Source organism: Streptomyces sp. CC224B (assembly GCF_030010595.1).
Taxonomy (GTDB): Bacteria; Actinomycetota; Actinomycetes; order Streptomycetales; family Streptomycetaceae; genus Streptomyces; species Streptomyces longispororuber.
In genome coordinates this window covers 24,727-37,859 of sequence record NZ_JASCXL010000092.1, presented here as the reverse complement: position 1 = coordinate 37,859, position 13,133 = coordinate 24,727, and the positions used below count along the sequence as shown (strand labels likewise).

Here is a 13,133-nt window from a genome sequence, read left to right as displayed (position 1 = left end):
CGGGCGCGGGGGTGCCCTCCGGGGGCGGCGGCGCGGGGCGGCGCGCCCGGCGCTGGGTGACCGCGCCGGGGCCGCCGAGGGGGCCGCGGGCTGGGCCGCGCTCGGCCTCCGCCCGCCTTTCGGCCCGGGACGACGAGGTGCGGACGAGGTGGAGCCGGGAGTCGCGCGGGTTACGGGACGTCACAGGAGCAGTCTTCCTGTTGACGGTCCGAAAACCCAAACGGAATCCCGGTGGAGCACTTCGGGGGCGGCCGCCCCGGCGCGCGGGAGGCTCACATGAGGGGAGTGAGGAAGCGGCGGAGCGCCTCTTCGTAGTCCGCCGGGTCGGCGTTCCACAGGGCGCCGTGGGACGCATCCGGAACGGTGTGCAGGGTGACCAGCTCGGGCCGCTTGCGGGCCAGCTCCCGCGACAGCGCCCAGGAGGCGACGGCGTCGTCGGGGCTGTGCAGCAGGAGCGTCGGCACCTTGAGCCCGGCGGGGTCCGCGACCGCGCGGAGGCGGTCGCCGCGCAGGCCGGTGCGGCCCTGGGCGGCGCGCACCGCGAGCGGCAGGAGCGGGGCCGGGGTGCGGCGCGCGGTGGCGAGCGCGCGCAGGGCGGCCTCCCAGTCGAGGACCGGCGAGTCGAGGACGAGGCCCGCCACGCGCTCGCGCAGGGCGGCGCGCGCGGCGGCGTGCAGCGCCATGGTGGCGCCGGTGGACCAGCCGTACAGGACGACGCTCCGCGCGCCGTAGCGCACGGCGTGCCGGATGGCGGCGTCCAGGTCGCGCCACTCCGTCTCGCCGAGGTGGCCGAGGCCGTCCGGGGAGCGCGGCGCGCCCGGGTCGCCGCGGTAGGCGAGGGCCAGGACGGGCAGCCGCCAGGCGCGCAGGAAGTCCATGACGACCATGCTGTGCTCGCGGGTGGTGCCGAGGCCGTGCACGGCGATGACCCAGGTGTCGCGGCCGCCGGGCACGAACCACGCGGGCAGCGACCCGAGTTCGCCGGGGATGTCGACGTCGGCGTACTCGATGCCCAGGGCCGAGCGCGGGTCGCCGGTGTGGACCTGCGGGGTGAGCCAGACCTTGGCGCCCGGCTCCAGGGTGCCGCGGGTGACCCGCTCCAGGCGGCGTACGACCGTGTCGGCCGGGTGCGGGGCCTCCGCCAGGACGGGGCCGACCACGGCGTGGCAGCCGGGGCCCGTCAGGCCGTGGACGCCGGGGCGCAGGGAGGCCAGGGAGCGGGTGAGGGCGACCTGTCCCGCGGCGGTGGCGTGGACGGTCAGGCGCTGCTGTGTGGGCAGCGGGCGGTCGGGGGCGGTCCTGAGGGCGGCGTTGCTGGCGTAGCGGCCCGCCGCGACGGCCGCGAGAGCGGCGGCGGAGGCGGCGGTGACGGCTGCGGCTGCGGCTTTGGCTGGGCGCACGGGTCAAGTCTCCGTGGGGTGGGCGACAGGGGCCAGCGGGCGTGACCCTGGCGGGTACGCCCGGGCCCGTCCCCGCTCACTTCCTCTGCCCGTACCCCTTCAGTTTCTCCGTCACCTCGTCGAGCTGGTCCGGGGACAGGAGCGTGGGGGCGCGCCCCGGCACGGACACGGCCGTGAGCCAGAGGCGGCACATCCACTCGAGCTGGGCCGTGCGGTCGTAGGCCTGGGTGAGGGTGTCCCCGTAGGCGACGGTGCCGTGGTTCTGGAGGAGGCAGGCGGTGCGGTCGCGCAGGGCGCGCAGCATGTGCGCGGCCAGCTCGTCGGTGCCGTACAGGGCGTAGGGGGCCACGCGTACCGGGCCGCCGAGGGCGCTGGTCATGTAGTGGACGGGCGGGAGTTCGGGGACGAGCGTGGAGACGGCGGTGGCGTGCACCGCGTGGGTGTGGACGACGGCGCCGGCGGTGGTGGCGCGGTAGATCTCCAGGTGCATGGGGAGCTCGCTGGTGGGGGTCAGCTCGCCGAGGAGCCGCCTGCCGTCCAGGTCCACGCCGACGGCGTCGTCCGGTCCCAGGTCGTCGTAGGCGACGCCGCTCGGGGTGACCAGGACGGTGTCCCCGACGCGGACGGAGACGTTGCCGGAGGTGCCCACGACGAGGCCGTCGGCGACCGTCCTGCGCGCGGTCGCCACCAGCGCGTCCCAGGCCCGCGCGAGCGCCTCCGGGGCCGGGGCACCGGGTGGGTCCCGCCGCTCGTCCTGGGGTCCGTCCTGCGGTCCGTCCTGCCGCTGTTCCTGTCGCTGCTCAGTCATGCCGTGATCCTGGCAGGCGGCGAAGGACCGGACACCGGTTCCGAGAACCCAGGGATCCCTTCGGCACGTTTCGGCCCGGTCAGACCCTCTCACCCCACTTAGCTGAATATTGAACATTTATGGGTGGATTTTCCAGTACCCTCTGGGGGATTTGCCCGCACGTCGCCATCCAGGGGGAAGCATGGCCCGTGATCAGCAGCCGTCCCGCCGTCGCGCCCACGCCGTCGCCGTGTCCGTCGCGGCCCTGGCGATCGGCGGGACCGCGCTCGCCGAGGCACCCGCGTCGGCGGCGGACAGGACGCGCGGGCACGACGTGTCCTCGCACCAGAGGGACGTGGACTGGCCGGGGGCGTGGGCCGCGGGGGCGCGCTTCGTCTACGTGAAGGCCACCGAGTCCCACACCTACCGCAGCCCGTACTTCCGCCGGCAGTACGACGGGTCCCGCGCCGCCGGGCTGGTCCGGGGCGCGTACCACTTCGCCCTGCCGCACCGGTCGTCCGGTACGGCGCAGGCCGCGCACTTCGTGGCCAACGGCGGGCACTGGACGCCGGACGGCTGGACGCTGCCGCCCGCGCTCGACATCGAGCACAACCCATACGGGAACCGGACGTGCTACGGCCTGACCCGGGCCCGCATGGTGGCCTGGATCAGGTCCTTCAGCGACGAGGTGCGGCGCCGCACGGGCCGGCTGCCGGTGATCTACACGACCGCGAAGTGGTGGAACGCCTGCACGGGCGGCAGCACCGCCTTCGGCCGGCACCCGCTGTGGCTCGCCCGCTGGTCGGCGTCGCCGGGGGCGCTGCCGAGCGGCTGGTCGGCCTGGACGTTCTGGCAATACTCCGACGGCAGCGACGGCAGCGGCGGCAGCGACGACGGCGACGGCGGGGGCCGGCTGCCGGGTGACCAGGATCTCTTTCACGGGTCGACGGCCCAGCTCAGGGAGTTCGCGCGCGGCTGAGCGACGAGGGCCGGGCGCCCCGCGGACATGCCCCGGACGGCCCAATTCCGGGGTTGTGGGGGGTCTCCGGGCGGGCGCGGGGGCGCGCTCCGGTGTATGCCGGAACGATGCGGAGCCGCGGCATCCTTGGACGGGTCACCGCCAGGCCCGGCCCAGTTCACTTTCCGTTCACTCAGGTTGCTTACGGTCCACAAGCCACTGACGTCCAACAGAAGCCTGGGTAAATGGAAAACATCACGCTTCTCCTCGGGATCGTGATCGTCACCGCTCTCGTGTTCGATTTCACGAACGGTTTCCACGACACTGCCAACGCGATGGCGACGACCATCTCGACCGGCGCCCTCAAGCCCAAGACGGCGGTGGCCATGTCCGCCGTGCTCAACCTCGTCGGAGCGTTCCTGTCCGTCGAAGTCGCCAAGACGATCTCCGGCGGCATCATCAACGAGGGCGGTCTCAAGACAGAGGTGATCTTCGCCGCCCTCGTCGGCGCGATCCTCTGGAACCTCCTGACCTGGCTGCTCGGCCTGCCGTCCAGCTCCTCGCACGCCCTGTTCGGCGGCCTCATCGGCGCCGCCGTGATGTCCATGGGCTGGTCGTCGGTGAACGGCGGCACGGTCGTCACCAAGGTGCTGCTCCCCGCGGTCGCCGCCCCGCTCGTCGCCGGTGTCGCGGCGTCCCTCGCCACCCGGCTGACGTACCGCATCAGCAGCCGCACGGACGAGAAGGCGACCTCCAAGGGGTACCGCGCCGGGCAGATCGCCTCGGCCGGCCTCGTCTCGCTCGCCCACGGCACGAATGACGCGCAGAAGACCATGGGCATCATCACCCTCGCCCTGATCACCGGCGGTGTCCTCAACCCGGGCGCGAACCCCCCGCTGTGGGTCATCGTCTCGGCCGGTGTCGCCATCGCGCTCGGCACCTACCTGGGCGGCTGGCGGATCATCCGCACCATGGGCAAGGGCCTGACCGAGCTGGCCCCGCAGCAGGGCTTCGCCGCGCAGACCTCCGCCGCGACCGCGATCCTCGCGTCCTCGCACATCGGCTTCTCGCTCTCCACCACGCAGGTCTGCTCCGGCGCCGTGATGGGCGCGGGCCTCGGCCGCAAGGGCGGTGTGGTCCGCTGGTCCACCGCCACCCGGATGTTCGTGGCCTGGGGCCTGACGCTGCCGGCCGCGGGCCTGGTCGGCGCCGGTGCCGAGCTGCTCACCAAGCAGGGCGACTGGGGCGTCGCGGTCACGGCCGCGCTGCTCATCGGCGGCTCCGCCGTCATCTGGTCCCTGTCGCGCCGCCAGCCGGTCGACCACACGAACGTCACGGCCGACGAGATCGGCGCGACCGGCGCCGCGCGGGACGGCGAGCCCGCGGGCGTCGTCACCACCGCGATCGCCGCCGTCACCCCGCCCCCGGCGGGCGCGCTGGCCACCGTGTCGGTGGGCGCCCCCGAGGCACCGATGTCCGGCAACACCGCGTCCGTGGCGGACCCCGCCCGGCCCGCCACGGTCTAAGGAAGCAGCAGCATGAAGATCGACTGGGCAGCACTCGGCTCCGTCTTCGGAGTCAGCCTCGTGGTGACCGTCGCCCTCGTGGGCCTGTTCACGCTCGGCATCGTCGGCCTCTCCAAGCAGGAGCAGGCCCGCGCCGCCACGGCCGGCGGCGGCACCGGCGCGGTGCCGGCCCGCCTGGGCGCGTACGCCTGCTTCGCGCTGTGCGCGGCGGCGGTGGCGTACGGGATCTACCTGATCGTCGTCTGAGGACGCGCGCCCCAGGGCGGCGCGGGCGGTCAAGGCGTGGAGCGGCATCCGGTGACCCACCGGGTGCCGCTCCTTTCGTACGGGGGCTGGTACGAGGGGCGCGTCCGGGGGCGCCGACGGCGCGTGGACGTGGTCCGCGCAACACTGCCCCGCCGCAGGTCAACCGCGAGTTGACGGGCGCTGACGGGCGTGGTGGACTGCCGGGGCCAACCACGGCGGCAGCAGAGGAAGTCCGGTGCGAATCCGGCGCGGTCCCGCCACTGTCACCGGCGCAGCGCGTCCGACGCGCTCCCGGGAGCCAGGAACTCTCGCCGCCTGTCACGTCGAACCAGGGCGCGGACACCCTGAGTGAGGACACGTCGTCATGCGCGGCCGACCGCCGTTTCCCGCCGGGGCTCCCTCCGGGTCGAGCCCCTCCCCCGGCCTCCCCGGCCGCCCCGATCCGCTGGTCCTTCGCCGCCTCCCGCGCGTGACGGCGGGCTGATCCGATGCGTGCCGATCGCGACTTCGCGTACGGCGCCGCCGCCGGACTCCTCGGTGACCTGCTGCTCGGCGACCCCCGCCGAGGGCACCCGGTCGCCGCGTTCGGGCGTGCGGCGCAGGCCGTCGAGCGTGTCCTGTGGCGCGACCACCGTGGGTGGGGCGCGCTGCACACCGCCGTCTGCGCCGGGGGCGCCGTCGCCCTGGGGGCGCTCGCCGTCCGCGCCGGGCGCCGCTCGCGGGCCGCGTCCGTCGGCCTGACCGCGGCCGCGACCTGGGCCGTCGTCGGGGGCACCACGCTCGGCCGGGAGGCGCGGGCCATCGGCGGCGCGCTCGCCGCCGGGGACGTGGAGGTCGCCCGGGAGCGCCTGCCGCACCTGTGCGGGCGCGACCCCCAGGCCCTGGACGCGGACGGGATCGCGCGGGCCGTCGTGGAGTCCGTCGCCGAGAACACCTCCGACGCCGTCGTGGGCGCGCTGGTGTGGGGCGCCGTGGCCGGTGTGCCCGGGCTTCTCGGCTTCCGGGCCGTCAACACGCTGGACGCCATGGTGGGCCACCGGTCACCCGCGTACCTGCGGTACGGCTGGGCCTCCGCGCGCCTCGACGACGTCGCCGGGTGGCCGGGGGCGCGGCTCACCGCGCTCCTCGCGGTCGTCGCCGGGGGCGCGCCCCAGGAGGCTTTGCGGTCCTGGCGGCGCGACGCGCGGCTGCACCCGAGCCCCAACGCCGGGGTCGTGGAGGCCTCGTTCGCGGGGGCGCTCGGGGTGCGGCTCGGGGGGACCTTGTCGTACGCGGGACGTGTGGAGGAGCGGCCGGTGCTGAACGAGGAGGGGCGGGCCGTGGCCGTCGACGACATCGAGCGGGCCGTACGGCTGTCGCGTCGGGTGAGCTGGCTGGCGCTCGGCGTCGTCGCCGGGGCGCGCCTGGTGCGGGCACGGCGCGGGAAGGGGTGGTCGCTGTGAGCGGCGGGCTGCTGGTCGCCGGGACGACCTCCGACGCGGGCAAGAGCGTCGTCACCGCCGGGATCTGCCGGTGGCTGGCGCGCAAGGGGGTCTCCGTCGCGCCGTTCAAGGCGCAGAACATGTCGCTGAACTCCTTCGTCACCCGCGAGGGCGCCGAGGTCGGGCGGGCGCAGGCCATGCAGGCGCAGGCCGCCCGGGTCGAGCCGTCGGCGCTGATGAACCCGGTACTCCTGAAGCCGGGCGGTGAGCGGTCCAGCCAGGTCGTCCTCATGGGCAGGCCGGTGGGCGAGATGAGCGCGCGCGGCTACCACGGCGGCAGGCAGCAGGCGCTGTTCGACACCGTCGTGGGATGCCTGGAGGAGCTGCGGGGCACGTATGACGCCGTGATCTGCGAGGGGGCGGGCAGTCCCGCCGAGATCAACCTGCGGCGCACCGACATCGTGAACATGGGCATCGCGCGGGCCGCGCGCTTCCCGGTCGTCGTGGTCGGGGACATCGACCGCGGCGGCGTCTTCGCGTCGTTCTTCGGCACCGTCGCGCTGCTCGACCGCGCCGACCAGGAGCTGGTGGCCGGGTTCCTCGTCAACAAGTTCCGCGGCGACGTGTCGCTCCTGGAGCCGGGGCTCGACATGCTCCAGGAGCTCACCGGGCGGCGGACGTTCGGCGTGCTGCCGTTCCGGCACGGGCTCGGCATCGACGAGGAGGACGGCCTGCGGGTCTCGCTGCGCGGCGCCGTACGCGAGTCCGCGGTCGCGCCGCCGCACGGCGAGGACGTGCTGCGCGTCGCCGTCTGCGCGGTGCCGCTGATGTCGAACTTCACCGACGTGGACGCCCTGGCCGCCGAACCGGGCGTCGTCGTGCGGTTCGTGGACCGCGCCGAGGAGCTCGCCGACGCCGACCTCGTCGTCGTCCCGGGGACGCGCGGGACCGTGCGCGCCCTCGCCTGGCTGCGCGAGCGCGGGCTCGCGGACGCGCTGGCCCGCCGGGCCGCGCAGGGGCGGCCCGTGCTCGGGATCTGCGGCGGCTTCCAGGTCCTCGGCGAGCGCATCGAGGACGAGGTGGAGTCGCGCGCCGGGACCGTGGAGGGGCTCGGACTGCTGCCCGTACGGGTGCGGTTCGCGCGGGAGAAGACCCTGGCGCGGCCGTCCGGGAAGGCCCTCGGCGAGCCCGTCGAGGGCTACGAGATCCACCACGGCGTCGCCGACGTGCTCGGCGGCGAGCCGTTCCTGGACGGCTGCCGCGTCGGCGAGGTGTGGGGCACGCACTGGCACGGCTCGCTGGAGAGCGACGCGTTCCGGCGGCGCTTCCTCACCGAGGTGGCCCGCGCCGCCGGGCGCCGCTTCGTACCGGCCCCGGACACGAGCTTCGCGGCGCTGCGCGAGGAACAGCTCGACCTGCTCGGCGATCTGATCGAGGAGAGCGCGGACACGGACGCGCTGCTGCGGCTCGTCGAGAGCGGCCCGCCCGCCGGTCTCCCCTTCGTCCCGCCGGGGGCGCCCTCGTGACGGGACGACGGCGTGGTGCCCCGCCGCGGGCTCCCCGGGCCCGCTCCTTCCCGGCTCCGTGGGCGCCGCCCCCGGGCCCCCGTTCCATCGCGCTTGACGCCCGTCCGCACACGCCGGACGGGCAGGACATGGAGGTCGTCGCGTGAGTACCCCCTACCCCTTCACCGCGCTGGTCGGCCAGGACGACCTGCGGCTCGCCCTGCTGCTCAACGCCGTCTCGCCCGCGGTCGGCGGCGTCCTGGTGCGGGGTGAGAAGGGCACCGCCAAGTCGACGGCCGTCCGGGCGCTCTCGGCGCTGCTGCCGGAGGTGGACGTCGTCGCCGGGTGCCGGTTCTCGTGCGCGCCGGGGGCGCCCGACCCCGGGTGCCCGGACGGGCCGCACGAGCCCGGCACGGGCACCACGCGGGCCGCGCGCATGGTGGAGCTGCCCGTCGGCGCTTCCGAGGACCGGCTCGTGGGGTCCCTCGACATCGAGCGGGCGCTCGCCGAGGGCGTCAAGGCCTTCGAGCCGGGGCTGCTCGCCGACGCGCACCGCGGCATCCTGTACGTCGACGAGGTCAACCTCCTCCACGACCACCTGGTCGACCTGTTGCTCGACGCCGCCGCGATGGGCGCCTCGTACGTCGAACGGGAGGGCGTGTCCGTGCGGCACGCGGCGCGCTTCCTGCTCGTCGGGACCATGAACCCCGAAGAGGGCGAGCTGCGGCCGCAGTTGCTCGACCGGTTCGGCCTGACCGTGGAGGTCGCGGCGTCCCGCGAGCCCGACCAGCGCGTCGAGGTCGTCAAGCGGCGGCTCGCCTACGACGACGACCCCGAGGGCTTCGCCGGGCGCTGGGCCGGGGACGAGCGGGCCCTGCGGGAGCGGATCGTGGCCGCGCGGGCGCTGCTGCCCCGGGTGCGGCTCGGCGACGGCGCGCTGCGGCAGATCGCGGCGACCTGCGCGGCCTTCGAGGTGGACGGCATGCGCGCCGACATCGTGATGGCCCGCACCGCGACCGCGCTGGCCGCGTGGGCGGGGCGCGAGGACGTCCTCGCGGAGGACGTGCGCCAGGCCGCGCTGCTCGCGCTGCCGCACCGGCGGCGCCGCAACCCGTTCGACGCCCCCGGCCTCGACGAGGACAAGCTCGACGAGACGCTGGAGGAGTTCGCCGCCGACGACCCCGGTACCGGCCCCGGCGAGGGCGACGGCGACGGCGGGGACGACGACCAGGGCCCCGACGGGGACGGCGGCGGGGACGGCGGTGGCGGTGGTGGCGGTGTGCCGCCCCAGGCCCCGCCCCCGGACACGGACGCCTCCGCCGGGTCGAGCACGCCGCCGGCCGGTGGCGAGGCCCCCGAGGGCGGCCGGCCGCAGGGCGCCCCGGCCGGGGAGCAGCAGCCGGTGCGGGCCGCCGAGCCGTTCCGTACGAAGGTGCTGAGCGTGCCGGGGCTCGGCGACGGCGCGGCCGGGCGGCGGTCGCGGGCGCGCACCGAGCACGGGCGGACGACCGGGGCCCGGCGGCCCCGCGGGACGCTGACGAAGCTGCACCTGGCGGCGACCGTGCAGGCCGCGGCGCCGCACCAGCGGGCGCGCGGCCGGTCGGGGCCCGGGCTGGTGGTGCGCAGGGACGATCTGCGGCAGGCCGTCCGCGAGGGGCGCGAGGGCAACCTCGTGCTGTTCGTGGTGGACGCCTCGGGCTCGATGGCGGCGCGGCAGCGGATGGGTGCCGTGAAGGGCGCCGTGCTCTCGCTGCTGCTCGACGCCTACCAGCGGCGGGACAAGGTGGGTCTGGTGACGTTCCGCGGCGCCGCCGCGGAGGTGGCGCTGCCGCCCACGTCGTCGGTGGACGCCGCCGCCGCGCGCCTGGAGTCGCTGCCCACGGGCGGGCGTACGCCGCTCGCGGCCGGGCTGCTCACGGCGCACGAGGTGCTGCGGATCGAGCGGCTGCGGGACCCGGCGCGGCGGCCGCTGGTCGTGGTGGTGACGGACGGGCGCGCCACCGGCGGCCCCGAGCCCGTGGCGCTCGCCGGGCGGGCCGCGCGGCTGTTCGCGGCCGACGGGGTCGCGTCGGTCGTCGTGGACTGCGAGACCGGGTTCGTACGGCTCGGCCTGGCCGCGCGCCTCGCCGGTGAACTGGGCGGCACGGCGGTGACGTTGGACGAGTTGCGCGCGGAGAGCATCGCCGGACTCGTCCGCGAGGTACGGACGGGCCACGAAATACGGACGGGCCGTGAGGTACGGACGGGCAACGAGAGGAAGGTGGCGTAATGCCGAAGGGGCAGCCGAACGTGGTGCCGGACGACGGCCTGACGACGCGTCAGCGCCGGAACCGCCCGCTGGTGATGGTGCACACGGGCGTCGGCAAGGGGAAGTCGACGGCCGCGTTCGGCATGGCGCTGCGCGCCTGGAACCAGGGGTGGCCGATCGGGGTGTTCCAGTTCGTCAAGTCGGCGAAGTGGAAGGTCGGCGAGGAGAACGCGCTGAAGGTCCTCGGGGCCAGCGGCGAGGGCGGGCGCGTCGACTGGCACAAGATGGGCGAGGGCTGGTCGTGGATCCAGCGGGAGCCCGCCGCGGGCGAGCCGAGCCACGAGGAGAAGGCACGCGAGGGCTGGGAGCAGGTCAAGCGGGACCTGGCCGCCGAGACGTACCGGTTCTACGTGCTCGACGAGTTCGCGTACCTGCTGCACTGGGGCTGGGTGGACGTCGACGAGGTGGTGGAGGTGCTGCGGGAGCGGCCCGGCACCCAGCACGTGGTGATCACCGGGCGCAACGCCCCGGAGAAGTTGGTGGAGTACGCCGACCTCGTCACCGACATGTCGAAGGTCAAGCACCCGATGGACACGGGTCAGAAGGGGCAGCGGGGCATCGAGTGGTAGCACGTGTCGTCATCGCGGCGCCGTCCTCCGGGAGCGGCAAGACGACCGTCGCGACCGGGCTCATGGCGGCCTTCACGCGGGCGGGGCTCACCGTCTCGCCGCACAAGGTCGGGCCCGACTACATCGACCCCGGCTACCACGCGCTCGCCACCGGGCGCCCCGGCCGGAACCTGGACGCGTACCTGTGCGGCCCCGACCTGGTGGGGCCGCTGTTCGCGCACGGCGCGGCGGGGTGCGACCTCGCCGTGATCGAGGGCGTCATGGGCCTGTTCGACGGGGCGGCCGGGCAGGGCGAGCTGGCGTCCACCGCGCACGTCGCGAAGCTGCTGCGGGCGCCGGTGGTCCTGGTCGTCGACGCGTCCTCGCAGTCGCGGTCCGTGGCGGCGCTCGTGCACGGCTTCGCGTCGTGGGACCCCGAGGTGCGGCTCGGCGGGGTGATCCTCAACAAGGTCGGCTCCGACCGGCACGAGGAGCTGCTGCGGGAGGCGCTGGACTCGTCGGGCGTGCCGGTGCTCGGCGCGCTGCGGCGGGCCCCGCAGGTGCGGGCGCCGTCCCGGCACCTCGGCCTGGTGCCGGTCGCGGAGCGGCGGGCCGAGGCGGTGGACTCGGTGGCGGCGCTGGCGGAGCAGGTGCGGCAGGGGTGCGACCTGGAGGCCGTGCTCGCGCTGGCGCGCGGCGCGGGGTCCTGGCCGGGGGCGCCGTGGGAGCCGGGCGCCGGGGCCGGGGCGGGCGCGGACGCGCCGGGGGACGAGGTACCGGCGGGCGCGGCGGGTGGCAGGCCCGTGGTCGCCGTCGCGGGCGGGGCGGCGTTCTCGTTCTCGTACGCCGAGCACACCGAGCTGCTGACGGCCGCCGGGGCCGAGGTCGTCGTCTTCGACCCGCTGCACGACGAGCGGCTGCCCGCCGGGACGCGGGGGCTGGTGATCGGGGGCGGGTTCCCGGAGGTGTACGCGCCGGAGCTGTCCGCCAACGAGCCGTTGCGCACGGCCGTGGCGGAGCTGGCCGCCACCGGGGCACCGGTCGCGGCCGAGTGCGCGGGGCTGCTCTACCTCGCGCGGGAGCTGGACGGGAGGCCGATGTGCGGGGTGCTCGACGCCCGGGCGCGGATGGCGGAGCGGCTGACGCTCGGCTACCGGGACGCCGTGGCGGTGTCCGACAGCGTCCTGGCCGCGGCGGGGACGCGGATGCGCGGACACGAGTTCCACCGCACCGTGGTCGAGCCGGGCGCGGGGCCGGCTCCCGCCTGGGGGCTGCGCACGCCCGAGCGGCGCGTCGAGGGCTTCGTGCAGCGGGGCGTGCACGCGAGCTATCTGCACACGCACTGGGCGGCCGAACCCGGGGTGGCGCGGCGGTTCGTGGAGAGGTGCGTCGGCGGGGCGGGGGACGTGACCGGGGCTGAGGCTTCGGCCGGGACCGGGGCTGGGGCTTCGGCCGGGGCTGAGGCCGGGACCGGGGCCGGGGCCGCTCGGTGACGCGTGGAGAGGTACGCGGCAGGGTCAGGGGCGGGGTGTGCGGCGGGGCGAGGGGCTCACTCCGCCAGGCCGACCACCAGCCAGATGAAACCGGCGCCCGCCACCGTGCACAGCAGCGTGGAGCGCGCCGGATGGTCGTGGTGGGCCTCGGGCAGGATCTCGGCGGCGGCGAGGTAGAGCAGCGCCCCGCCGAAGAAGCCGAGGTAGCCGCCGAGCAGATGCTCGGGGAGGGTGAACAGCAGCGTGGACGCGGCGCCCGCGACGGGGGCCAGGGCGTCCGCGACCAGCATGGCCACGGCCCTGCGCCGCGCGTTCCCGTACAGCTTGGTGATCGTGTACGTGTTGAAGCCGTCGGCGAAGTCGTGGGCGATGACGGCCACCGCGACGGCGGCGCCCATGCCGCCGCCCACCTGGAAGGCGGCGCCGATCGCGACGCCGTCCATGACGCTGTGCCCGACCATCGCGGCCGCCGCGGTGAGCCCCACCTGCGGCACCCGGCCGCCGGCCGCCCCGCCCGCCACGTCGGCGCCGTGGGGGGCGGCACGCCGCAGCGCGAGGAGCCGCTCCACCGAGTGCGCGAACAGGAACCCCGCGACGGCCAGGAGCAGGGCCGCGGGCACCCCGAACACCGGCTCGCCCGCCGCCTCCAGCGCCTCCGGCAACAGGTCGAGCCCGACCACGCCGAGCATCAGGCCGCCCGCGAGGCCGAGCACCAGATGGCGCCGGTCGGTGACCCGCCCGGCGGTCCAGCCGCCCACCAGGGTCATCACGAACGCGCCGAGCGCCACGAACACCGCCATGCGCTCTTGCTAGCGGATCGGGGCGGCGGCCGCTAACCGGTTGCCGCGACTGTCACCCGCACGGCCGCGCCCGGCCGCCCTGCCCGGCCCTGCCCTCCCTGCCCCGCCCGCCTTGCCCGTCCGTCCCGTCCCGTCCCGTCC

The 13,133-nt window shown here is 75.8% G+C and carries 12 protein-coding genes and 1 riboswitch; of the genes, 8 read left to right on the top strand and 4 right to left on the bottom strand.

The window, feature by feature from the left end:
- The 3 genes from QK440_RS30135 to QK440_RS30125 all read right to left on the bottom strand — a co-directional run.
- A partial coding sequence (locus QK440_RS30135) for a hypothetical protein (RefSeq protein WP_282796399.1) occupies window positions 1–184 on the bottom strand: 184 nt, incomplete at its 3' end.
- An 88-nt stretch (window positions 185–272) separates the two neighbouring features.
- Window positions 273–1,400 carry an alpha/beta fold hydrolase gene (locus QK440_RS30130; RefSeq protein WP_282796398.1) on the bottom strand — a complete coding sequence of 376 codons (1,128 nt, stop codon included), beginning with the start codon at window positions 1,398–1,400 and terminating at the stop codon, window positions 273–275.
- A gap of 76 nt (window positions 1,401–1,476) precedes the next feature.
- Entirely contained in the window at window positions 1,477–2,208 is a 732-nt protein-coding gene (locus tag QK440_RS30125; protein WP_282796397.1) for a class II aldolase/adducin family protein, read from the bottom strand.
- Between the two features lie 181 nt (window positions 2,209–2,389).
- On the opposite strand from QK440_RS30125, the gene QK440_RS30120 reads away from it, so the two are divergent.
- From QK440_RS30120 to QK440_RS30085, 8 genes are all read left to right on the top strand, one after another.
- On the top strand, window positions 2,390–3,166 hold the full coding sequence (locus QK440_RS30120; protein ID WP_282796396.1) for a lysozyme: 777 nt from the start codon (window positions 2,390–2,392) through the stop codon (window positions 3,164–3,166).
- Window positions 3,167–3,390: 224 nt separating this feature from the next.
- Window positions 3,391–4,671, top strand: a complete 1,281-nt coding sequence (locus QK440_RS30115; protein WP_282796395.1) for an inorganic phosphate transporter — start codon at window positions 3,391–3,393, stop codon at window positions 4,669–4,671.
- Between the two features lie 12 nt (window positions 4,672–4,683).
- Window positions 4,684–4,917, top strand: coding sequence for a hypothetical protein (locus tag QK440_RS30110; protein ID WP_282796394.1), 234 nt, complete (start codon window positions 4,684–4,686; stop codon window positions 4,915–4,917).
- 223 nt (window positions 4,918–5,140) lie between these two features.
- Window positions 5,141–5,225: riboswitch (cobalamin riboswitch) on the top strand.
- Between the two features lie 180 nt (window positions 5,226–5,405).
- The gene (locus QK440_RS30105) at window positions 5,406–6,359 is read left to right on the top strand and encodes a cobalamin biosynthesis protein (protein ID WP_282796393.1); all 954 of its coding nucleotides are present in this window, start codon (window positions 5,406–5,408) and stop codon (window positions 6,357–6,359) included.
- On the top strand, window positions 6,356–7,864 hold the full coding sequence (locus tag QK440_RS30100; protein WP_282796392.1) for a cobyric acid synthase: 1,509 nt from the start codon (window positions 6,356–6,358) through the stop codon (window positions 7,862–7,864). The genes QK440_RS30105 and QK440_RS30100 overlap by 4 nt, the downstream gene beginning before the upstream one ends.
- 142 nt (window positions 7,865–8,006) lie before the next feature.
- Entirely contained in the window at window positions 8,007–10,112 is a 2,106-nt protein-coding gene (locus QK440_RS30095) for a putative cobaltochelatase (protein ID WP_282796391.1), read from the top strand.
- Window positions 10,112–10,720 (top strand): cob(I)yrinic acid a,c-diamide adenosyltransferase, encoded by a 609-nt coding sequence (gene cobO, locus QK440_RS30090; protein WP_282796390.1) that lies wholly within the window; start codon window positions 10,112–10,114, stop codon window positions 10,718–10,720. Before QK440_RS30095 ends, cobO begins: the two co-directional genes overlap by 1 nt.
- Entirely contained in the window at window positions 10,714–12,192 is a 1,479-nt protein-coding gene (locus QK440_RS30085; RefSeq protein WP_282796389.1) for a cobyrinate a,c-diamide synthase, read from the top strand. The genes cobO and QK440_RS30085 overlap by 7 nt, the downstream gene beginning before the upstream one ends.
- Before the next feature lie 56 nt (window positions 12,193–12,248).
- On the opposite strand, the gene QK440_RS30080 is transcribed toward QK440_RS30085, so the two are convergent.
- On the bottom strand, window positions 12,249–12,992 hold the full coding sequence (locus QK440_RS30080) for a ZIP family metal transporter (RefSeq protein ID WP_282796388.1): 744 nt from the start codon (window positions 12,990–12,992) through the stop codon (window positions 12,249–12,251).
- Between the last annotated feature and the right edge of the window lie 141 nt (window positions 12,993–13,133).